This is a genomic window from Colwellia sp. MB02u-10 (assembly GCF_014077185.1).
Taxonomy (GTDB): Bacteria; Pseudomonadota; Gammaproteobacteria; order Enterobacterales; family Alteromonadaceae; genus Cognaticolwellia.
This window is the reverse complement of the sequence record NZ_JACGVK010000104.1, coordinates 134,783-156,918: the sequence shown is the minus strand read 5'-3', so window position 1 is coordinate 156,918 and position 22,136 is coordinate 134,783. Positions and strand designations below refer to the sequence as shown.

17 protein-coding genes are annotated in these 22,136 nt (G+C 38.1%); 5 read left to right on the top strand and 12 right to left on the bottom strand.

From position 1 onward, the window contains the following. Positions 1-73: 73 nt before the first annotated feature. Both H4J59_RS04800 and H4J59_RS04795 read left to right on the top strand, forming a co-directional pair. Positions 74-1,834, top strand: coding sequence for a PQQ-dependent methanol/ethanol family dehydrogenase (locus tag H4J59_RS04800; RefSeq protein ID WP_182237562.1), 1,761 nt, complete (start codon positions 74-76; stop codon positions 1,832-1,834). A gap of 304 nt (positions 1,835-2,138) precedes the next feature. After that, positions 2,139-3,500 (top strand): DUF3422 family protein, encoded by a 1,362-nt coding sequence (locus H4J59_RS04795; RefSeq protein ID WP_182237270.1) that lies wholly within the window; start codon positions 2,139-2,141, stop codon positions 3,498-3,500. A gap of 735 nt (positions 3,501-4,235) precedes the next feature. Here the strand turns inward: H4J59_RS04795 and phaP (H4J59_RS04790) are convergent. The 4 genes from phaP (H4J59_RS04790) to H4J59_RS04775 form a co-directional block, all read right to left on the bottom strand. Continuing rightward, entirely contained in the window at positions 4,236-4,673 is a 438-nt protein-coding gene (gene phaP / locus H4J59_RS04790) for a TIGR01841 family phasin (protein ID WP_182237268.1), read from the bottom strand. A gap of 212 nt (positions 4,674-4,885) precedes the next feature. Next, positions 4,886-5,440 (bottom strand): TIGR01841 family phasin, encoded by a 555-nt coding sequence (phaP, locus tag H4J59_RS04785; protein ID WP_182237266.1) that lies wholly within the window; start codon positions 5,438-5,440, stop codon positions 4,886-4,888. Between the two features lie 104 nt (positions 5,441-5,544). Further along, on the bottom strand, positions 5,545-6,009 hold the full coding sequence (gene phaR / locus H4J59_RS04780; RefSeq protein ID WP_310649792.1) for a polyhydroxyalkanoate synthesis repressor PhaR: 465 nt from the start codon (positions 6,007-6,009) through the stop codon (positions 5,545-5,547). Positions 6,010-6,173: 164 nt separating this feature from the next. Then, positions 6,174-7,937: an alpha/beta hydrolase gene (locus tag H4J59_RS04775; protein ID WP_182237263.1), complete on the bottom strand. Its 1,764-nt coding sequence runs from the start codon at positions 7,935-7,937 to the stop codon at positions 6,174-6,176. 309 nt (positions 7,938-8,246) lie between these two features. Here H4J59_RS04775 and H4J59_RS04770 point away from each other — a divergent pair, with 309 nt between their 5' ends. Further along, positions 8,247-9,464, top strand: coding sequence for a polyhydroxyalkanoate depolymerase (locus H4J59_RS04770; RefSeq protein WP_182237261.1), 1,218 nt, complete (start codon positions 8,247-8,249; stop codon positions 9,462-9,464). A 305-nt stretch (positions 9,465-9,769) separates the two neighbouring features. Here H4J59_RS04770 and H4J59_RS04765 read toward each other — a convergent pair whose 3' ends face one another. Beyond that, positions 9,770-10,546: a 3-hydroxybutyrate dehydrogenase gene (locus H4J59_RS04765; RefSeq protein ID WP_182237259.1), complete on the bottom strand. Its 777-nt coding sequence runs from the start codon at positions 10,544-10,546 to the stop codon at positions 9,770-9,772. 465 nt (positions 10,547-11,011) lie between these two features. On the opposite strand from H4J59_RS04765, the gene phbB reads away from it, so the two are divergent. Together phbB and bktB are read left to right on the top strand one after the other, a co-directional pair. Further along, positions 11,012-11,734 (top strand): acetoacetyl-CoA reductase, encoded by a 723-nt coding sequence (gene phbB / locus H4J59_RS04760; protein WP_182237257.1) that lies wholly within the window; start codon positions 11,012-11,014, stop codon positions 11,732-11,734. Positions 11,735-12,073: 339 nt separating this feature from the next. Then, positions 12,074-13,258, top strand: coding sequence for a beta-ketothiolase BktB (gene bktB, locus H4J59_RS04755; RefSeq protein WP_182237255.1), 1,185 nt, complete (start codon positions 12,074-12,076; stop codon positions 13,256-13,258). A gap of 385 nt (positions 13,259-13,643) precedes the next feature. Here the strand turns inward: bktB and H4J59_RS04750 are convergent, their stop codons facing one another. The 7 genes from H4J59_RS04750 to H4J59_RS04720 form a co-directional block, all read right to left on the bottom strand. After that, a complete protein-coding gene (locus H4J59_RS04750; RefSeq protein WP_182237253.1) occupies positions 13,644-14,444 on the bottom strand; it encodes a sterol desaturase family protein in 801 nt (266 codons plus the stop codon). Next, the gene (locus tag H4J59_RS04745) at positions 14,445-15,122 is read right to left on the bottom strand and encodes a CDP-alcohol phosphatidyltransferase family protein (protein WP_182237251.1); all 678 of its coding nucleotides are present in this window, start codon (positions 15,120-15,122) and stop codon (positions 14,445-14,447) included. It lies immediately after the preceding gene. Positions 15,123-15,133: 11 nt separating this feature from the next. Further along, complete coding sequence (locus H4J59_RS04740) at positions 15,134-15,796, bottom strand: ATP-binding cassette domain-containing protein (RefSeq protein ID WP_182237249.1); 663 nt, start codon at positions 15,794-15,796, stop codon at positions 15,134-15,136. Beyond that, on the bottom strand, positions 15,793-17,604 hold the full coding sequence (locus tag H4J59_RS04735) for an ABC transporter permease (RefSeq protein WP_182237247.1): 1,812 nt from the start codon (positions 17,602-17,604) through the stop codon (positions 15,793-15,795). Before H4J59_RS04735 ends, H4J59_RS04740 begins: the two co-directional genes overlap by 4 nt. A 3-nt stretch (positions 17,605-17,607) precedes the next feature. After that, a complete protein-coding gene (locus tag H4J59_RS04730; RefSeq protein ID WP_404852002.1) occupies positions 17,608-18,969 on the bottom strand; it encodes an ABC transporter substrate-binding protein in 1,362 nt (453 codons plus the stop codon). A gap of 148 nt (positions 18,970-19,117) precedes the next feature. After that, positions 19,118-19,951: a DUF547 domain-containing protein gene (locus H4J59_RS04725; RefSeq protein ID WP_182237245.1), complete on the bottom strand. Its 834-nt coding sequence runs from the start codon at positions 19,949-19,951 to the stop codon at positions 19,118-19,120. 5 nt (positions 19,952-19,956) lie between these two features. Next, positions 19,957-22,134: an FAD-dependent oxidoreductase gene (locus H4J59_RS04720; RefSeq protein WP_182237243.1), complete on the bottom strand. Its 2,178-nt coding sequence runs from the start codon at positions 22,132-22,134 to the stop codon at positions 19,957-19,959. Positions 22,135-22,136: the final 2 nt, after the last annotated feature.

Here is a 22,136-nt window from a genome sequence, read left to right as displayed (position 1 = left end):
GTTATATCAACGTATAAATAGCATCATAAGCAAATTGTATATTAAATTTCATGAGGGAAAAACAATGATTAAAATGACTAAAAATAAAACCAAAGCATTGTCATTATCGATGATAGTCTCATTAGCGTTAACAGGCATGGCAAATGCTAATGTGACTGATAAAGACATTCTAAATGACCAAATGACAACAGATGACGTTGTTTCTTACGGCCTAGGCCTTAAAGGACAACGTTACAGTCCATTGAAAAAAATCAATACTGAAACTGTTAAAGAAATGCGACCTGTTTGGGCTTTTTCGCTTGGCGGTGAAAAACAACGTGGGCAAGAATCACAACCCATGATTAAAGATGGCGTGATGTATATTACTGGCTCTTATTCTCGTGTTTATGCTATTGATGCCAGAACAGGTGATGAACTTTGGCAATATGATGCAAGGTTACCTGATGGCATAATGCCATGTTGTGACGTAATAAACCGTGGTGTTGCTTTATACGGCGACTTAGTTATTTTTGGCACGCTAGACGCGAAGCTAGTTGCGTTGGATAAAAATTCCGGTAATGTTGTTTGGAAAAAGACAGTAGAAGATTATAAAGCTGGCTATTCAATCACAGCTGCGCCAATTGTCGTTAAAGGCAATGTTATTACCGGTGTTGCTGGTGGTGAGTTTGGTGTTGTCGGTAAAGTAAGAGCGTATGATGCTAAAAACGGTAAACTTGTATGGGAACGTCCTACTGTTGAAGGCCATATGGGTTATATTTGGAAAGATGGTAAGAAAATGGAAAATGGTATTTCTGGCGGTCAAGCCGGAAAAACGTGGCCAGGTGACTTATGGAAATCAGGTGGTGCTGCGCCATGGCTAGGTGGTACTTACGATGTTGATACAGATTTACTGTTTTTTGGTACGGGTAACCCTGCACCTTGGAACTCACATTTACGCCCAGGTGATAACCTTTTTTCATCATCTCGTTTAGCGATTGATCCTGATACCGGCAAAATTGTTTGGCATTTCCAAACGACTCCGCATGATGGTTGGGATTTTGATGGTGTAAACGAGTTAGTTTCTTTTGACTACAAGCAAAATGGAAAAACGATAAAAGCGGCAGCTACTGCTGACCGTAATGGTTTCATGTATGTACTTAACCGTGAAAATGGTGATTTCATTAGAGGCTTCCCATTTGTAGATAAAATTTCTTGGGCTTCAGGTCTAGATAAAAACGGTCGTCCTCTTTACATTGATAGCAACAGACCCAGTAATCCGGCTGATTCTAAAGATGGTAAAAAAGGTAGCTCTGTTGTTGCTACACCTGCTTTCTTAGGCGCTAAAAACTGGATGCCAGTTGCTTACAGTAAAGACACTGAATTATTCTATGTACCATCAAATGAATGGTCTATGGATATTTGGAATGAACCAACAGCCTATAAAAAAGGCTCAGCTTATTTAGGTGCTGGCTTTACTATTAAAGCAATCAATGAAGATTACATTGGTGTTTTAAGAGCGATGGATCCTAAAACGGGTAAAGAAGTTTGGCGTTTCAAAAACTATTCACCGTTATGGGCTGGTGTGTTAGCGACTGCAGGTAACTTAGTATTTACCGGTAACCCTGAAGGCTACTTGTTAGGCTTGAATGCTAAAACCGGTGATGTTGAATATAAGTTCAACACTGGCTCTGGTATCGTTGGTTCTCCTATTACTTGGGAAATGGATGGTGAGCAATATATTTCAGTACTATCTGGCTGGGGTGGCGCTGTTCCTCTATGGGGCGGTGATGTAGCTAAACGTGTTAAACACTTAAACCAAGGTGGTAGTGTTTGGACATTTAAGTTACCTAAATAATAAACACTTATTTCTAGTAAACCTAAACAGTTACTATTGATCTAAGTTGCATATCTAATGTGGAGCTAATGTGAAGCTAACGTTAGCGATACAAGTACACTATAATTGGAAAATTTATTTTGATTGTAGTGTACTTTTATAATAGAAATTTCATTGAAAAAACCAACCATTCAAACATGCATATATTCACATCAATGTCATAGCTTTGACTACAAAGTAAATTAAAAATCCGACCAACATACCCTTTACTCTTAAATAAGGGCTAGATAAAAGCTACAAAAATATAAGCGATAGGTGTATTATTTTGTTAAAAAAATCAATAGGTAATAAAACATCAAGCAACACAGGAACCGCTATATCCTTATTAAGTGAAATGGTGATTCACCCGTTAAGAGAAAGGCTCTATAATGAATTGCACAGTCGTCCTTTTCAATCAATCTCAAACCCTTCGCAACTTACGCATATTGTTATTCAGCATCAAGGTGAACTAAAACAGCAAGAGTATGCATTTATTTCTCTGCTATGTAATCGCTTTCAAATCAGTTGTCCCGCAGAACCTATGCCTTGTTTTTATCAAGACTTTGGTTTGTTCAACTTACGCTGGGAAAGACATTTAGAGTACTCTACCTATACTTTTATTCATCAAGCGCCATTAACTGACCAGCCTTTTATCAAAAATGCTATCGATTATGTGCCAAGTGGTTGGTTTGAACATATGCCAGGCGAAGTAATTTCTGCTGTACATCTAGTGATTGAACCTGAAGATATTAAGGTTTCAAATGAACATAAAGTAGAGATATTTTTTGATAATATGCTGTTAATTGCCAGTGCGCCAGTAAATTCAAAGGCTAAGGTATGGAGCTCGTTTAAATTACATGAGGATGGTTTTGCTCGTTTTTTGATTTATCAGCAAGACCTATCATCTGAACAGTTAGGACGATTGGTACAACAACTGTTACAACTTGACACCTACAGATTAATGGCAACCTTGGGGCTACCATTAGCACAAGCTATTAATAGCGAACTCAATCAACTGGATTTACAGCTTCAAGAAGTAACTACTTGTATCGCCTTCGGCACAGAGAAAAATGACCGTGAATTACTGACCCAAGTATCAAAAATAGCAGCTAAAGTTGAGGATTTTCGTAGCCAAAGTACCTACCGGTTTTCGGCAACTAATGCCTATTACGACGTGTTTTTACAACGAATAGAAGAATTAAAAGAAGACGAAGTTTCAGGTTATATGACTCTACAAGAATTTTTAATGCGTAGAATTACTCCAGCGGTTAAAACCTGTCAAACAGCGGCCAATCATTTAGAAGATATTTCTAGGCGAGTGACCCGTGCTAGTGATTTACTACGTACACGAGTCGATATGGTACTGCAAGAGCAAAATCAAAAATTACTCAAATCAATGAATCGTCGTGCTCGTATACAAATGCGCTTGCAACAAACAGTTGAAGGCTTATCTGTTGCCGCTATTAGTTACTATGGTATGCAGTTATTTGAAACCATGCTAAGTTCTTTACCTTCTTTAGGCGTTGCATATAATCACGATTTGGTCAGTGGTTTTTCAGTACCTATTGTTATTTTTCTGGTCTTTGTTGGTACTCGTTTTGTTCATAAAGATTTGATGAAAAACCTTGATGAAAAAACCGATAAATAACCATAAAATAAGCTTGATTACTATAGATATTCGGCTAACCAGCTGTTGCTGAGCGAAGTATGGGAATCCAGTAATATCAATACAGTCTCGTACTGTTCTCTAGTTAAACAAGTATTATGACGACATGTTATGTCTTGGATTCTTTTGATTCGCATTACAACTTTCATTATGTTGAAAAATCAGACTAATTATACCATTTTTCAATGTCAAAATTAGTCAAAAAATGCTAAGACTTGAGCCAATAAGGATTCTGATTAGTCTTCAGATGCCTGAGAACTCAATTACATTTTTATCGATACTAAAAAGGTAGTGTTGGACAGGAAAATAGACATTACTTGTTTACTTCTGTGGCGTTTTGGGGCATGTAGCGCTATAGAAAACAAGGCCAAAGCAACGGTTAATAATGAGCATATATGTACCACCTTTTTTTCTGCCAAAGGTTGGTATAGGTTTAGTGCTTGAAGGTTTAGTGATTTAGTACAGTGTCAATATTAGTGAGTACGACAACTGTTGCGCTACCTTTGCGCAGCATAAAGAGTGGTTGGCTTATTTAAAGATAAGATAATAGAAATTGTTATTTAGTAGCTGTACGATTGGCTGAAAGGCTAATTTTTCGGTTTATATTTTTAACCATCATACTGATTAATTATAGACTTTTCAGTGACGAAAAAAACCAGTATCAAGATACTGGTTTTTCATCAACAAGCACAAATTAGCTTATTTATTAGTCATAAATTATTTAGCAGCGGTAGTCGCTTTTGCCATAGTTTCTTTAGCAGTGCTGGTCGCTTTTGCCATAGAATCTTTAGCCACGCTAGTCGCGTTTGCCATAGAATCTTTAATTAAGTTGGTCACTTCTTCAGAAGTTTTAGTGACAACATCATAAGTCTCTTTAGCTGAAGCAGTAACTTTCGCTTGAAGCGCTTCAGTGTAAGCTTTTTGTGACTCAATCGCTGCGGCTAAATCTTTCTGAGCTGACAATGCTTTAGTTTGAGCTGCACTGTCGTTCAGGATCGTAGTCATTAATGCTGATTGCTGATTGATTAATTGCTCAACCGTTTTAGTATTAAGTTCTACAAGGGTATTAAATGGCTTCATTGCTGCAGTGAACTGGTCTGTATTGTTTAATGATTTCATTGCAGTAGTAAATTGTTCAGTTAATTGTGTAAACATAATGATAGTTCCTATTTAGTTTTATATTATACTGCGGTGCAGCAATTTAATTCAAATTGAGTATAAGTGCTCACAACAGAGTCGTCAATGTTTTTTTGCTGCTGTGCAGCATAAAGTTTTAATGCCAGTTCAAGTCATTGTAAAATAATAGTTATAATTTAAAAGTAAATCTTTGATTCAGTTTAAATCTATAGCGTTAATACAAGTTTTAGTTATTTTTTAGATATAATGTTAACTTCAGCTTTTGGTATAGCTTTAACTTCAGCTTTTGGCGTAGCTTTAACTTCAGCTTTTGGTGTGGTTTTTACTTTAGCTTTTTTTGGTGCGGCTTTAGTTGTTGTTAGTGCTGATGTTTGTACTGCAGTCTGTTTCGCTGGCTGAGTTTTATTTTTATTGAGCACTTCTGGAGCAACGGCGACATTTTCCACTAAAGTTTCATTCACTTTAGTGGAAAATACGGCAAAAGAATCATTAAGAATTTCTTCTGCATCTTTTTGCGCATGGGTGAGTGTTTCAGAGGTTTGTTTTATGGCATCAGTTAATTCATTTTGCACATAGGCACTAAATTTTGCTTGTTCGGCAACAAAAATGTTTATGTCTGGTGTTGTCATTATCTTTTGACTAAATGACATACTGTCATTAAACAAACTGGTAATGAGCAATCCTTGTTGATGTGCAATAGCATTTGCTGTTGATATATTTAATTTGACCAACTTATCAATTGGGTCTGATGAGGTTTGAAATAAATCTGTAAATTGATTAAACATAAACTTCTCCTTAATTTTTGCTGATAAGCAGCATCATTTGGTGAGAATTTAACCAATCTTTAAGTTTTTAGTCAATTATTATTTTGTTGCAGTGCAACATTTTGTTACTGTTTATCTGTTGGCTTCTGGAATTTAGTCCAAATATTCATATTTTGTTCGACAATACTGCTAAATAAACCAAAAGGAGAGTTTTTATTAATGTCATTGCTCAGTTTTAAAATATCATCCTGATGTTCAATAAAAGCAGCAAGACTTTGTTCAAGAAATTGTTGTAAATAATCTTGATTATCATTGCCATAAAAACATATTAAGCGCTTCAATAAGGTATTGGTTAACAGCGATTGTCGCTCACTTGTTTCTTCTTCACTTATAATTTGAACTAAAATACTACGAGTTTTATCTTCACTTGTTTTCGAGTCAACTATTTTAAACTCTTGATTCGATATAACTAATTCTCTAATATAATCCAAATTTACATAATGACTCTTTGTAGTGTCATACAGACGACGGTTTGGATATCTTTTAATTGTGATCAAGGGTAATAATCTCAGTCGGTTATTAATTTTCACTTACGATAAGTTACTAAAAATTTACTGCAAGTAATATTGGTGTTCAGTATAACAGATATACTCTCTAGAAAAAAAGCGACCTTTCTGGTCGCTTTTTAGTTTAACTTTCAGCTTAGCTATCAGGTTAGCAAGATAACGCAGAAAAGAGGGGGGTTATCACGAGACTAATTACGCTTTTTAACGTAACTGCCTGGTGCCGCTTCTATACTTACATGTTTTTTAGAGCCTTGTTTACGTGCGGTTACTTGCTGACCTGATTGAGGAGCAACCCAATTTTCCCAATCTGTCCACCAAGACCCTTCTTTTTTGGTCGAACCTTCAAACCAATGCTCTGCAGAGTCAGAAAGTTCGTCATTAACCCAATGTGGATATTTGCCATGATCGACAGAGTTAACCACACCGGCTAAGTGACCAGAGCCAGCTAAAACAAACCTTGTAGGTCCAGAAAGCACTTTAGCTCCTTTGTATGATGCTTGCCACAAAACAATGTGATCGGCAATGGTGGCTAAGAAATAACTGGGTGTTTTAATTTTACTGAGTTCAATAGCAACACCCTCAATTTCAACGGCACCATCTTTTATCAAGTTATTTTCTTGATAGGTATGCTTGATATAAAAATCAAAGGTTTCTGCTGGTAAATTTGAAGAGTCGCTGTTCCAGTATAAAAGATCGAACGGCGCAGGGTCTTTGCCCTTTAGGTAGTTATTGACAAAATATGACCAAAATAGGCTGTTTTCACGTAACATGCTAAACGCTAAACCAAGCACGCGGCCATCTAAGATGCCTTTCTCTTTAATATTTTTTTTCAAGAAAGGTAATACTTCCTCAGACAGATAAACACCTATTTCACCCGGTTCTTCAAAATCTAATAATGTGGTTAAAAAGGTTAACGAGTTTATTCGAGTATCACCTTTTGCCAATAAGTATGACTGGGTTGTTGCTAATAATGTGCCGCCAATGCAATAACCAACCACATTGATTTTGCTTGATTTTGTGACTTCTTCAATCACATCGAGTGCGGCAATTGGCCCTTCTTTCATATAGTCATTAAAGCCTTTATGAGAAAGTTTTGCGTCTGGATTTACCCATGAAATGATAAATACCGTATGCCCCTGACTTACTGCCCATTTTATCAGTGATTTTTTCTCGTCCATGTCTAAGACATAATACTTATTAACACAAGGTGGAATAAACAATAGTGGGACTTCATTAACTTTTTTAGTGCTGGCTTTGTACTGAATCAATTGAATTAAGTCATTTTGGTAAATGACATCACCAGGGGTATAGGCTAAGTTTTCACCTAAAGTAAACGCATCAGGGTCTGTTTGGGTGATCTTAAGTGCATCGGCAGGACTTTGTTGTAAGTCTTGGATAAAGTTTTGTAACCCCTTGATTAGGTTTTCGCCTTTAGACTCTAAAATGTCTCGACAAACTTCTGGATTGGTTAATGCATTATTGGTTGGAGAAACAGAATTGATATATTGTCGAGTATAAAATTTAACTTGCTCTTCGGCTTTGGCATCCTCGAAATGTAAACTGTTAACCATTTCTTGCATCATGTTAGAATTTAATAGATAAGACTGTTTTAAATAGTTATAAACAGGGTTTTCAGACCATTCGCTGTCTTTAAACCTTCGATCATTATGCTGCTCTGACACCACAGGCTCAACTTTTGTACCCATTAATGCTTTAGTCGCACTCTGCCAAAGCTCAGCTTGCTGATTCATAAAAGACATTTGTTTATTAAATAACATGGCAGTATCAACTTTTACCCCTTTAGATAAAAGTTGAGATAATTTTTCTGAATCCATCATTGAATTTAAACTTTTTTTATCAGGATCATGTAAAACTTGTTTGACCAGACTATTAAATACCTCTGTGTATTGCCCTAAAAAATCAATTACTTCCTTCTGTTGACTTGATTCCATAATATATCCCTTTAAATTATATGATTACAATTTATCTGCGGTTAAAAAACACAAAGTAAAAGTATTTTTAACAAATTATCAACAAACAAGTTACAAACAATATTAATAAGATACAAACATATTTGCTTATTATTTATGTTAACCGTGTCTTCAAACGTAAATTTAAGCTACATAATGCGTGTTTATAATGAGTGAACACTTAAGATATATTTATTTTTGACGCGGTGCAGCAAAATATTATTGACCAATACAGATTTGCTATGTACACTCATTTTATATATAAATGCTGCACCGCAGGATAAACAACATATGATGTATCAAACTTACGATTTATATACTCGCTCAGCCGAAATGATGAATGGTTTTATCGCCTTGAGTCAGCAATTCATAACTCACCCGTTTAACCCTTATGCAAAGACCTTGTTAGGAAAAAGCATTAGTGCGGGACTTGATAGTGCCTATCACTACACTAAAATTTATGACAAACAAGCTTATGATGTTAAAACAACTTTAATTGATGGCAAATCTATTGGTGTTACCGAACAAGTCATTCTAAAAAAACCTTTTTGTAATTTAATTCATTTCGCACAAGATACCAATGTTAAGCAACCCAAACTATTTTTAGTGGCGCCGCTTTCAGGTCATCATGGCACTTTATTAAAAGCTACAATAGAGCGTTTAGTTGCAGACCATGATGTTTACATTACTGATTGGCTAGATGCTAAACATGTGCCTTTATCTGAAGGAAGTTTTGGTTTTGATGATTACGTAAGTTACTTAATTGATTTTATGCATGAGATCGGTGAAAACACTCACGTATTAGCCGTTTGTCAACCTACGGTTCAGGCGTTAATAGCAACAGCGGTAATGGCTAAAGCGAAAGATCCTTGCAGCCCTAAATCACTTACATTGATGGCGGGTCCTATTGATACTAGTATTAATCCTAACGAGCTTAATAGATATGCTAATAGTAAAGATTTAAGTTGGTTTGAAAATAACGTGATTATGACCGTGCCTAATCGCTTTCCAGGTGCTGGAAGAAAAGTATATCCTGGCTTTATCCAATTAGCTTCTTTTCTGTTGATGAACATAGAAAGCCATATAAATAAACATACTGATTATCTTAGCCATGTTTTTCATGGCAAAGAAGAAAAGAGAGCAAGTCACCGTGATTTTTATGATGAATACCTAGCGGTATTAGATCTTAATGGTGAGTTCTATTTAGAAACGATTGACCGAGTTTTTATTAATCAAGACCTAGCCAATGGTAAAATGACTTACCGAGGTGAACTAGTTGATTTATCGGCAATAACTCATACTCCTTTGCATACCATTGAAGGGCGAGACGATGATATTTGTTCTTTAGGTCAAACTGAAGCAGCACAATCTTTATGTGCCAATATTTCAGCGAAAGATAAACTGCATGAAATTTTTGATGGTGTAGGTCATTTTGGCACCTTCAGTGGCTCAGGTTTTCGCAATAGAATCGCGCCTAGTATCACAAAATTTATTAAAAAATATAACTAACTGTTATCATAAAAATAGTTTACTGATTAACTCAAAAGTAGGTTTGATCAAACCTACTTTCTCATCACTTGTACGTCCGTAGCCATTAAGTTGTATTTTTGAGCGCTTGAGCTAGTCTAATTCAAGGTGCTGTAATGTAAAAAGAGTTATTCTGTTACAAGTCAGCCCAAGCATAAAATGATAGGGTGCAAATACAGCTTCGATGGGCTTAAAATTACTATGCTTGACTCAAATCAGGTTAATTAATACCAAAAATCTGTATTTTTTATGGTAACGGATATGAGTAATGGATATAGGTAACCCGACTATCTTGCTACCCAACCACCATCTAATACCATAGTTTGTCCAGTCATATTTTTAGCTAGATCACTGGCTAAATAAGTCACTGAAGCACATATTTCTTCTATATCAATAAAAGCTTTTTTTGGCATGGGGGCCAACATAATATTGTTAACAACTTCTTCTTCACTAATGCCATGTTCTTTTGCTGTATCAGCAATTTGTTTCTCAACGAGTGGCGTTTTTACATAGGCAGGGCAAATGGTATTAATCGTAATATCTTGCTCGCCAGTTTCTAACGCAATCACTTTAGAAAAACCAATAATGCCGTGCTTGGCAGCAACATAGGCACTTTTGTATGGCGATGCTACTAAACCATGTAAAGAGCCAATATTAATAATGCGACCAAAATTATTAGCTCTCATCAAAGGTAATATTGCTTTGGTCATCATTGCGGGTCCGACTAATAATACATTAGTAATTAATTGCCATTTATCAGCTGGGAAATCTTCTAATTTAGCAACATATTGAATACCTGCATTATTGACTAAAACATCGATACGGTTATTAAATTCATTTGCATGAGCAATAACATTATCAATATCAGTTTGAACCGTCACATCAAGCTTAAACGCTAAGGCATCTCCTCCTGACTGGTTAATAGCTTGAGCAACTTCTTGTGCCACAACTAAATTAATATCGCTAATAAGGACTTTATAACCTTGCTTAGCTAAATTTTTTGCTATTCCTAAGCCAATACCACTGACAGAACCCGTTACCAAAGCTGTTTTCTTTTGAGTCATGTTTTACTTCCCTTTATTTATTGCGTCAAATAACAACAGAATATAATGATACGCTCATAATGTTAACAAAACTATTTCATTTTTGAGTGATAATTAAACTAATGGTGTTTTTATACAGCAACATTCACAAAACGTTAATGTGTAGACATTATAGTAAATAACACCCATTTTTTTAGCGTAATTAATAACCAGTAGAAAGTTGTTTTAGAACAATAAAGAACCACTAAAAATTTGTTTTAAACACAAACACTGACTAGAGTTATTTAACAAGCTAGTAACATAATAGAAAGTGAAAGCGGTAAAATATATAGCATTAAAAAATTAACATCGATTTTTTTCAAACGTTAGTATGCTAGTTGTACGATAGGTGTTGGTATATTGCTCACGTTGAAAGTGGAAGTAGTGTTAATAAACGGATTATAAATCTCTATAGAATCATTATAAAATACAACAAGGAGTACAAATATGGGACGCATTGCATTAGTAACAGGTGGAACACGTGGGATAGGCGAGTCTATTAGCATAATGCTAAAAGAGCATGGTTACACTGTTATCGCGAATTATGCTGGCAATGATCAAGCAGCTCAAGAGTTCACCGAGCGAACAGGTATTAAGTCGTTTAAATTTGACGTCAGCGATTTTGAAAGTGTAAGTAAAAGTATTCATGATATAGAATCTGAAATCGGGTCAATCGATATTCTTGTAAATAATGCCGGTATTACTAGGGATGGTACCATGCACCGAATGGATTTTGAGCAATGGAATAAAGTTATTCAAACCAATTTATCTTCTTGTTTTAATACTTCTCGCGCTGTTATTGAGGGTATGAGAGCGCGCTCATTCGGGCGCATTGTTAATATAGGATCGGTTAATGGCCAGGCAGGTCAATATGGTCAAGTGAACTATGCAGCCGCTAAATCTGGTATCCATGGTTTTACCAAAGCATTGGCACAAGAAGGCGCTGCAAAAGGCATTACCGTCAATGCGATTGCCCCAGGTTATGTTGAAACGGATATGGTGCGAGCAGTTCCTGCTGATGTTTTAGACAAAATTGTTAGAACAATACCGGTAGGGCGATTAGGTCAACCAGAAGATATCGCACGTTCTGTATTATTTTTAGTGGCCGATGAAGCAGGTTTTGTTACTGGCTCGACCTTATCCATTAATGGTGGTCAGCACATGTACTAATTATATACCTGCTTAACTTTAAGATGCAGATTTCAGTATGTTGACAAGGGTGCAGCCGTTATCTTTATATCGTAACTTGATCTGACTTGCTAGCTTAACGCTAAAACTGCATTTTGAAGTGGAAAAGATATAGAAAATATCATGTTATAACTTTTATATTATTAAAGTAGATGAACAATTATCTACTTTTTATTTTGCATGTATAGCACTTTTTTCTAACTCTTTAGACTTTCTTTATTTACTTATATTTTGTTATTTGCAAAAAATTATTCGAGTTTTACATTGAGTGCTGAAATCAACATACATATGAATCCGTTAAATTAGCGAGGAAAAATTATTATGAATGTAAATAGTGTTGTAGTGTTAAGTGCCGTGCGTTCTGCTGTTGGTACTTTTGCGGGTGGTTTAAAAGACATAGAGCCGGCTGAGTTGGCAGGACAAGTATTAGCCGAAAGTATCAAAAAATCAGGAGTAGACGCGGAGCAATATGAATCAGTGATAGTGGGTAATACTATACCAACTGAATCCCGCTTTCCCTATGTTGCGCGAGTAGCCTCTATTCAAGCGGGCATGTCTTTAAACTCTACTGCAATGGCGCTTAATCGCTTATGCAGTTCTGGCTTGCAAGCAGTGGTGAGTTCGGCCCAAGGTATTATGTTAGGTGATCATCAGCTAGCGATTGGCGGTGGTGTTGAAAATATGTCACGTGGGGGATATTTGTCACCGGCTATGCGTGCCGGTGCTCGTATGGGCGACAGTGCCATGATTGATATGATGGTGTCGACATTAACTGACCCATTTGGCGTTGGTCACATGGGTATTACTGCTGAAAACCTAGCGACTAAATGGCATTTAAGCCGTGAAGCACAAGATGCTTACGCTGCAGAGTCACACACTCGTGCCGCTAAAGCCGTAGAGGCGGGTTATTTTAAAAGCCAGATTGTGCCAATAGAGCTTAAGAGTCGCCGCGGCAGCACTTTCTTTGAAACGGATGAACATATAAAAGCAGGCACAACGGCAGAGTTATTAGCCGGAATGCGTCCAGCATTTAAAAAAGACGGTAGCGTAACCGCAGGTAACGCCTCCGGTATAAACGATGCTGCATCTTTCTTAACGCTAGCGAGTGAAAACTATGCAAGCCATAATAATTTATCGCCAATTGCACGTATGGTTTCTTATGCGGTTGCGGGTGTTCCTAACGATGTTATGGGCGAAGGTCCTATTCCAGCCTCTAAAGCGGCATTGGCTAAAGCCGGCTTGTCTATTACTGATATGGATGTTATTGAATCCAACGAAGCCTTTGCAGCACAAGCGTTAACCGTTGCTAAAGGACTTGATTTAGACCCACTAAAAACTAATCCCAATGGTGGCGCAATTGCTTTAGGTCACCCTATTGGTGCTTCAGGAGCAGTCATTGCCACTAAAGCTATTCACGAGCTACATCGTGTAGGTGGCAAGTATGCACTTGTTACTATGTGCATTGGTGGCGGACAAGGTATTGCCGTTATATTTGAACGTTTATAAATCTAAACTGATCGTTTAATCGTACTAATAGGGCAACATTGTGTTGCCCTATTTTTATTTAAGGCACTTATTATAAAGCGCTTATTGTATAGCGTGACGGTTTAGATAACCGTAGTTAATTTCCAGCAACATCAGTTTTTTTGTTCGCTTGAAACAAGAATGAATGCAATGGAAAAATTACCAAACACGCGTTGAAGCACAGCAATACATATTGAGTTACATATTGCATTAGATATTGAATTAGATAGTAATGTTTTATAGCAGTTGCCGCTTTCATCATTTTGGTTACAAAAGCCCAAACGATGATGAAAGCGAAATAATGAAATTGAAAAAAGTCGCTTAACTAGCTTGTCTAAATTTAGTTGAGCCGATTACCTTGTTGAGTTTATTTAGGTTTATTTACCTTATTAAAAGGCATTTTTAATAAGGTAAATAAACTGGCATTTTTTTTATTGGCGGGAAAACTTTTAAGACCTATCGCTAAATCCTCATCACTTCTTTGTGCCTGTGACTTATAACTAGCAAATATTCTATCCCACCAACTAACACTAAACCCATAATTGCTATTAGTTTCTTCTACTACTTGGCTGTGATGAATACGGTGTAATTCTTGCGTAATAAGTATGGTTCGTAATGGTCGCTCTAACCAAGGGGGTAATCGAATATTGGCATGATTGAATAGCGAAAAGCCATTGAGCGCTACTTCAAAAATAATCACCGCAAGTGCAGGTACGCCAAGTACAATAACCGCTAAGCCTTTAAGTAATATACTTAACACTATTTCAATGGGATGAAAGCGCAAGCCCGTACTGGCATCGGTATGACTGTCGGCATGATGAACTTTATGAACACGCCACAGTATAGGCACAAGATGAAAAAGTCGATGTTGCCAATAAATCATTAAATCTAATAATAATAAACTCAAAGCGATACTCAGCCAATTTGGCAAGTTAATGACATTGAATAGGCCAATACCTTGTGCTGAACTATACAAAGCAATACCGGTAACACCAATAGGTACTAATAGCCTAGCAACGACTGACGATAAAATTAACAAAGAAAAGTTACCTAACCAACGATCACCTTTAGTCAGTTTGCTTTTACGTGCAGGAAAGCAGCTTTCTAGCACTAACATAGTGATAAAAATGGCAAAGAAAATACTTAATCGTAAACTGGTATCTGACATTTATTGCCCCTCGGTTAACTTATCTTTATCATTATTTTTCGCCGTCTTAGTTGGCTTTTTTAAGCTGTGTTCTTTTAATGTATGATAGCCGCCATAAACCCGTGTAACAATTGTTATTGCCGCTAATGAAGCAAAGCCATAGGCAAGTTCAGCAAAATATTGTGGCCATAAACAAAATGTGACAAAAATAAGAATGGTCTCGGTGCCTTCGGTTAAGCCATTTAAATAATAAAAACTTTTGTAAGCAAATTGTGGTTTGTCCAAGTTGAGTTTTTCGGCTGGAATAGCAAAAGCTAAAAAGCTCGATCCAGTACCCATAAATACCGCTAACAATACTGCGGCGGCTAAAGCATTTTGCTCGGGGTTAGCCAATGCAAAACCTAAGGGTATCGCGGCATAAAATAAAAAGTCGAGGCAAATATCTAAAAAGCCACCTGCGCTGGTGCTGTTGTTTTGGTGCCGTGCTAGTGCACCATCTAAACCATCAAATAGCCGGTTTAGTACAATGGCGGCTAAAGCTAAATTCCATAAGTTTAAGGCTAAAAAAGGCACGGCTAACAAACCTATTATAAAACCGACTAGGGTGAGTTGATCTGCGGTTACTTGGCGTTTATCTAACAAACTAACCACAGGCTGTAACAAAGGCTTTATCAAAGGCGTAATATATTTATCTAGCATAAGTCTGTTTCTTAAATGTCTTGTTGTGGTGTTTTCAAGTGCAACACTTTGCCATTAGCCGCTATGGCGTCTGACTCATCATGTGTCACCATAATAACAGGTAATTGGTGTTGTCTAATTTGTTCAAAGACTAACTGTCGAGTCTCTTGGCGTAACTGACTATCTAATTTACTAAATGGCTCATCCAATAATATGGCTTTAGGTTGACTCAATAATACCCGTAACAAGGCCACACGTGCTTGCTGTCCGCCAGATAAACTCTCAGGTTGGCGATTTTCTAAACCAGCTAAACCCACATCAGACAGTGCCTGACTAATTTTTATTGCGCGTGTTTTGTTATCGCCTTTAGGCATCGCAAAAGCAATATTACCGGCAACAGATAAATGCGAAAATAACAAAGCGTCTTGAAACAATAATCCGATATTACGCTGATAACTGGCGACTTTGGTAATATTTTCACCGTTGAGATAAAGCTGACCATCAGCTTGAAATTCTTTGGGCAACATACCGGTTAGCCAATTTAATAACGTTGATTTTCCACTGCCTGAAGGTCCCATTATGGTCAGTACGTCACCACCTTTTATCGTTTCGTTAAGTGCTAGTAAAGGTGTTTGCTGGCGCATTATGGTTAAGTTTTTTATCTGTAAACTGTTGTTCTCAAAAGAACTGCTCATCGGTTAACCTTAGTGATATAACTTACTGTTTTGTTATTGTGCTTTACTTGAGCCTTTTGTCTGTTTTTTCGCATCGATATTAGCCAAATTAGCGAAAAAGCGATGGCGGGTAAAAGCATCTGTATTAGCGCATAAACCGCACTTGTGCGGCGACTCGCGCCGTTGGCTAAGCTTACCGCTTCGGTGGTCACGGTATTAAGCCGTCCACCACCGACTAATAATGTTGGTAAATATTGGCTAAAACTAATGGCAAGTCCTAATGCACTGGCCATCATTATAGGCATTAATAATTGTGGCAAACTCAGCTGTAAAAATATTTTAATCGGCGATGCACCTAAGCTTGCCGCCACTTGTGCATAACGCGAGTCAAGCAGGCGATAACTGGTGGCTAAAGATAAAAATACATAAGGTAAAACAAACAGTAAATGTGCCAAGGCAACATTGATAAAGGTTGCTTTACTATGAACCGCTTCTTGTAGCCAGACTAAGCCAAATAAAAAAGCAATGCTGGGGATCATTAACGGCAAATAAATAATGACACTACTAAAGCGTGAGAGCTGAGCCCCGTTTTGTTTTTCAAACTCTAAGGTCAGCAAAGTTAAAATGAGGGCAATGCTAGTCGCGACCAAGCCAATGGAGAGTGAGTTTATTATCGGTGTTTGTACTTGTAGCAAAGCCGATTGCCAATGCATTATTACCCATTGTTCAGGCAGTGCTAACGGAAACTGCCAGAAGCCGGCAAATGACCAAAACACCATGCCAATCAACGCCAAGGCAATAAAGCCGATTAACAACAGGGTAAAAATATTGATGATTTTAGACCAGAAAACATCACCATATGTGCGCTGACCGTTACTTAAGCTTTTACTGCTTATAGTTTGAGTTAGCTTTTCTAATAGCCACCAAGTGAATAGCACCGAAAGCGTAATGAATAATTGTAATATTGCCCCAGCGGACGCTTTTATTCGCAAGCTTAAATCGACATCATGAAACCAGTTCATAATGGCAACCGCTAATGTCGGTGGTGTATTTGGCCCCAATATTAAAGGCATTTCTACACTGGCACTGGCGTATGCGAGTATGGCTAACATGGGTAAACGCATTAACGGATAAATGTTAGGTAGCACGGCCTTGAAAAACCCCGTTATCGGATAATAGCCTAAGCTAAGCGCAACACGATATTGCGCCCGTAACTTGATATTAAGCTCGGGTTGAGCAATAGCGCCCAAAGTCATTAATAATAAAAAAGGCAGCTCTTTTAGTGTTAAACCCATAATAATACTAATACCGTAAGGGTCATGGGGCAGTAACCAATCTGTCGGACTTTGCCAACCGGTTAACCAAGGTGACAGTAGGCGAGCAATCATGCCTGAAGGTGTGATCAAAAAGGCAATAGCTATTGCGGCCGCGGCATGGGGTATCACTAAAATAGGCCCTAACAAACGTTGAATACGGGCTAACCACGGGCTATCAAAATAATTGGCTAACAGTAAAAGTGTCATAATAAAAGCTAATAAACCACTGACAATACTGCTGAAAAAACTCAAGCCGATCATTTGAGCTATGCCGGGTGTTTGTACTAGTTGCTGAAAGCCTTGTAAGCCAAACTGAGTTCTGTCTAAAGCCGGTAACCAACCAAAGGCCGGTAAAAGCACACCTAATAAACCACCCAGCACAGGTAAAATTAATATCGCTATTAATAATTTAGGGCTGAACTTTACCACGGTACTAAAAAGTGTGTCGAGCAGCTTGGTCTCATCTTTTAGAGGACGGTTGTTTAAGGAATTACTCGTCAGCTTATGGCTCATTTGTTATTGCGCTCCATAACGTTTTAACCATTCACGGGTTAATAATATTGACCAACTGGGATGGGGCTCACTTAATGCTGTGATTTTACTGCTAACAGGTAAGGCGCTTGGGTGCTGTTGCTCAATACTAAACAATAATTGTTCTTGCTGACTTAGTTGCGACACATCGAGAACCGTGCTGTCGCCCCATATTTTAGCTTGTTGTTTTTTAGCCTGCGCCTCAACACTGAGCATAAAATTGGCTACTACTTTTGCGGCATCACTATTTGCGGCATTATAAGGAATAGCGATAAAATGAATATTACTTAAACTACCATCTTGCATGACGAAGCTACGGGTATTTTTGGGTAAGTTATAGCGTTCAACCGCTGCCGGTACTTGCGCAGCAGAGAAGGTAAAGCCTAAGTTTATCTCGCCGTCACCAACAAGTCTTTGTAATGCTGTGCCACTGGCAACAAAATATCGCCCTTGATGCCACAAATACGGATGCAGTTTATCTAAAAATGACCATAAAACGGGTAGCAATGTTGCTTGGCTTTGCGTTGTTACTGCTTGATATAGACCTGACTTTACTTGCGCTGGCTGATGCTGATTAAGTGTGATTAAGGCATACTTTAAAAAGCTTAATGATAAAAAATCAGGCGGTTTTGGGTAAGTAAAGCGACCAGGGTTTTGCTCAGCCCAAGTTAATAATTGGCTAATATTTTTTGGTGCATGGCGAATACTATCTTGATATGTATTTATTGGCTTATTGATATTAGTTAAAGGTGTGTAATAAAAGGTTAGCGAAGCTTGTCCCCAAGGTGCTTCCATGCCTTGCGTTGGCAAGCCAAAATCACGGGTCATTGCCTCATTCTCTCTGGGGTTCGTTAGCCAAAAGTTAGGTAATTGTGAAACCCAACCTTGCGCTAAGAGCTGATACTTTGCCATTGATGCAAAATTTTCACCATTGATCCAAACTAAATCAACTTGTCCTTGCTGATGATTATTTGCTGACTTTTCTGCTAAAACACGACTAACAGCTTCGCTGGTGTCGGTTAGTTTTACATGCTGTAAGTCAATGTTATATTCTTGCTTTACTCGCTTAGCAAGCCATTGAATATAGCTATTAATTTGCGGGTCACCGCCCCAAGCATGAAAATAAACTGAGGGGTTTTTTCCTAATGTTTCTCCCGTACTCCACTTTGTTTGTATCGGTGAGTTGTTTGATATTAATACGCTGTTCACTTTAGCGACTGAGCTTGTTTCAGGGGGCGCTGCAAAGGCAGTGTTGGCATAACTTAATGAGCTTGTAGTAAATAGCATGGTAAACAGCAGGGTGAACCCAGCTAAAAACCTTAACCTAGGTAACCAAACAGTGGGCATAACTGCCTTAACCCTTGAGGTTTTTGATACGGGTGTCATAAAGTTATTGGCTTGTTGATACGATAACGACATGACGGTTTGATGCGGAAAATGAGTGGCAAAAAGAGTCGAGAAACGACCCCTTTCACCATTCAAAAAACACTTCGATTTACCTAGCGGCATTGAGTGCCCAATCATAATTTAAGAAATTCGTTGCCATGTCTTCCGACTTTAAACCTGCTTGTTGCGCTGGTGTTAAGTTCAATGCTTCACGGTAGAGCAATACGAAAGCAGATAGAGAATGACTGCCACGAAAGCCTTGTGTGAAGTCATCGCCATACCATTTGAAAATAGCGGAAAGCTCCATTGCATCTTCAGTAAAACGATTACGGCTCTTATCGGTTAAAAAACGTATCGTTTGCTCACTTAATTGTTGCTCTAGTTTGTCAGCGCTATAAGCTTCTTCACGCAAAGCAGGGCAGCCAATGCTGGCACAATTTACCGCAAAGTGAATACGCGGATCGCCATATTTATTATCGCCACGAATTAATTCATGCTCAATATTGTCTAAGCTACGCGTTTCACCAAGCAGAGGAATAAACTTCTTACTCCACGGTGAACTAAAAAAGCTACCAAGATCTTTTATCGACTTTATATCAGGGTAAGCCGTTAGAATCAGTTCAACTGTCCAAGCATTGTAAGCATTGATCAAAAATGACAATTGCTTAGGGGCAGGCCATTGCTCAAACGTTTGTTTATCAATCTTACCAAGGGCAGTTAAATAAGCCGTTAGCTTTACATGATCAGTTTTCATGCCGGCATAATTTACTTGGCTTGAATGACCATCATTAATTGGCGAAACGTGCTGAGTTAATAAAGCCTGCCATGGTTGATGCAAGGTCTCTTGCGCCGTACTAACGGCGCTAAAAACTGCGCTTAACAGTAACAATACAGCTAACGGCAAAGATTTAGCCCTTAAAAGGGCTTTGTTTAAGTTAATCATGGGTATTAACCTCTTCTCCAGGTGTGGAATTTCTCTAACCAGCTTAAAACGGTTTCTGGTGCATGGTTACGTTTCCACTCACCTGCTGCGTATTTATTGCCTTCAGCCCACGTTGGGTAGCTGTGAATCGTGCCTAAAATTTTGTTTAAGCCTAAGCCATGCTTCATTGCCAATACGAACTCAGCGATTAAATCACCAGCATGTTCAGAGACAATAGTGACACCCAGTATTGTATCTTTACCTTTTGGTGTGATCACTTTAATAAAACCATTGGCCGCACTGTCAGTAATTGCTCGGTCTAACTCTTCAAAGTCATATCGGGTAATTTCATAATCGATACCTTGTTCAATAGCTTCTTGTTCATTAATACCGACACGTGCAACCTCAGGGTCAATAAATGTTGCCCATGGAATAACGCGGTAATCGACTTTAAATTTCTTAAAGGTGCCAAATAATGCATTAACTGCGGCATACCAACCTTGATGAGCGGCAACATGGGTAAACTGATAAGGACCAACAATGTCACCAGCGGCAAAGATATTAGGGTATAAAGTTTCTAAATATTCATTGGTTTGAATGGTACGGTTAGTTTCTATACCTAACTCTTCAAGACCGTAGCCTTCTAAGCGAGCAGAACGGCCAACAGCACATAATAACTGGTCGTATTCAATAGCTATTTCTTCTTCTTGATCTGTACCTTGTTCGTGCTTAAGGTTTTTCACAATGATGAATTTTTTACCGTCACGTTGTTCACAACGTAAAGCTTGGTGAGAAGTTAAAATATTCACGCCACTTTTTTGTAATGACTGACTAGCAAATTCAGAGACTTCAAGGTCTTCCCTGATCATGATGCGCTCAGCCATTTCAATTTGTATCACTTGTGAGCCTAAACGAGCGAAACTTTGTGCAAGTTCACTACCAATAGGACCGCCGCCTAATACCACTAATTTTTTCGGTGCGCTATCAAGTTTGGCAAATTCTGTCCACAAGGTGTCACTAGTAACATAACCACTGGTTTCAATACCCGGTAGCTGTGGTACAAATGGACGCGCACCAGTGGCAATAACAATACTGCGGGCCGTTAGTGTTTGCGTGCTACCATCGTTAAGTTTAATTTCTACAGTCCACGGGTTGGTTAGCTTAGCGTAACCTTTAGTGACTTCAACACCTAAGTCCGTGTAACGTTCAACACTGTCGTGTGGCGCAATATCGGCAATCACTTGATGAACACGTGCCATGACTTTCTTAAAAGAAAACTCTGGGGTCGCGTTCTCTAAACCATAGTGTTCACCATGTTTAATTTGATCGACTATTTTTGCACTTTTAATGATTGCCTTACTAGGAACACAACCATAATTTAAACAGTCGCCGCCCATTTCGCCGGCTTCAATTAACGTTACTTTTGCTTTTACTGCCGCCGCAATATAACTGGTGACTAAACCACCAGCGCCGGCACCGATAACAATTAAGTTACGATCAAAACTTTTTGGTTTTTGCCATTTTTTATAGACTTGACGTTGTTTTATTTTGTTAATGATAGTTTTAGCAATAAGGGGTAAAAGACCGAGTAATACAAAAGATAAAATAAGCTTAGGTGATAATATACCTGACAAGCTCTCTATTTCAGCTAATTGCGTACCTGCGTTAACATAAACCATGGTGCCTAAAAACATGCCTATTTGGCTGACCCAATAAAACGTCCAGGCTTTAATACCGGTAACCGCCATTAATAAATTAACTAAAAAGAAAGGAAAAACAGGTACTAAACGTAAGGTGAACAGATAAAATGCCCCTTCTTTTTTTACACCAGCATCAATGGCTTTTAAGCGTTCAGGAAATTTAGCCTTAATGGTATCGCGCAGTAGATAACGTGAGACCAAGAAGGCTAATAATGCACCAAGGCTAGAGGCAAATGAGGCAATAACCAAGCCTTGGGCTAAGCCAAACAAAGCGCCTGAAGCCAAGGTTAAAATGGCAGCGCCAGGTAATGACAGCGCAGCGACTAAAACGTAAAGGGTAAAAAAGCCCCCAATAACCAATAATGGCGATTGTTCGCGCCACTGGCCAAATTGCGCCATTGAGGCTTTTAATCCCTCTAAAGTAAGTAACCTATTGAGATCAAAATAAAAAAACAATGCCACCAGTGTGATGGCGATAACGAATAATAATAACTTCTTAAACATAA

Coding starts and splice junctions, on each gene's coding strand:
- H4J59_RS04800 (WP_182237562.1), top strand. CDS start 74: ATGACTAAAAATAAAACCAAAGCATTGTCATTATCGATGATAGTCTCA.
- phaP (WP_182237268.1), bottom strand. CDS start 4,673: ATGTTTACACAATTAACTGAACAATTTACTACTGCAATGAAATCATTA.
- phaP (WP_182237266.1), bottom strand. CDS start 5,440: ATGTTTAATCAATTTACAGATTTATTTCAAACCTCATCAGACCCAATT.
- H4J59_RS04775 (WP_182237263.1), bottom strand. CDS start 7,937: ATGGAATCAAGTCAACAGAAGGAAGTAATTGATTTTTTAGGGCAATAC.
- H4J59_RS04770 (WP_182237261.1), top strand. CDS start 8,247: ATGATGTATCAAACTTACGATTTATATACTCGCTCAGCCGAAATGATG.
- H4J59_RS04765 (WP_182237259.1), bottom strand. CDS start 10,546: ATGACTCAAAAGAAAACAGCTTTGGTAACGGGTTCTGTCAGTGGTATT.
- phbB (WP_182237257.1), top strand. CDS start 11,012: ATGGGACGCATTGCATTAGTAACAGGTGGAACACGTGGGATAGGCGAG.
- bktB (WP_182237255.1), top strand. CDS start 12,074: ATGAATGTAAATAGTGTTGTAGTGTTAAGTGCCGTGCGTTCTGCTGTT.
- H4J59_RS04750 (WP_182237253.1), bottom strand. CDS start 14,444: ATGTCAGATACCAGTTTACGATTAAGTATTTTCTTTGCCATTTTTATC.
- H4J59_RS04745 (WP_182237251.1), bottom strand. CDS start 15,122: ATGCTAGATAAATATATTACGCCTTTGATAAAGCCTTTGTTACAGCCT.
- H4J59_RS04740 (WP_182237249.1), bottom strand. CDS start 15,796: ATGAGCAGTTCTTTTGAGAACAACAGTTTACAGATAAAAAACTTAACC.
- H4J59_RS04735 (WP_182237247.1), bottom strand. CDS start 17,604: ATGAGCCATAAGCTGACGAGTAATTCCTTAAACAACCGTCCTCTAAAA.
- H4J59_RS04730 (WP_404852002.1), bottom strand. CDS start 18,969: ATGCCCACTGTTTGGTTACCTAGGTTAAGGTTTTTAGCTGGGTTCACC.
- H4J59_RS04725 (WP_182237245.1), bottom strand. CDS start 19,951: ATGATTAACTTAAACAAAGCCCTTTTAAGGGCTAAATCTTTGCCGTTA.
- H4J59_RS04720 (WP_182237243.1), bottom strand. CDS start 22,134: ATGTTTAAGAAGTTATTATTATTCGTTATCGCCATCACACTGGTGGCA.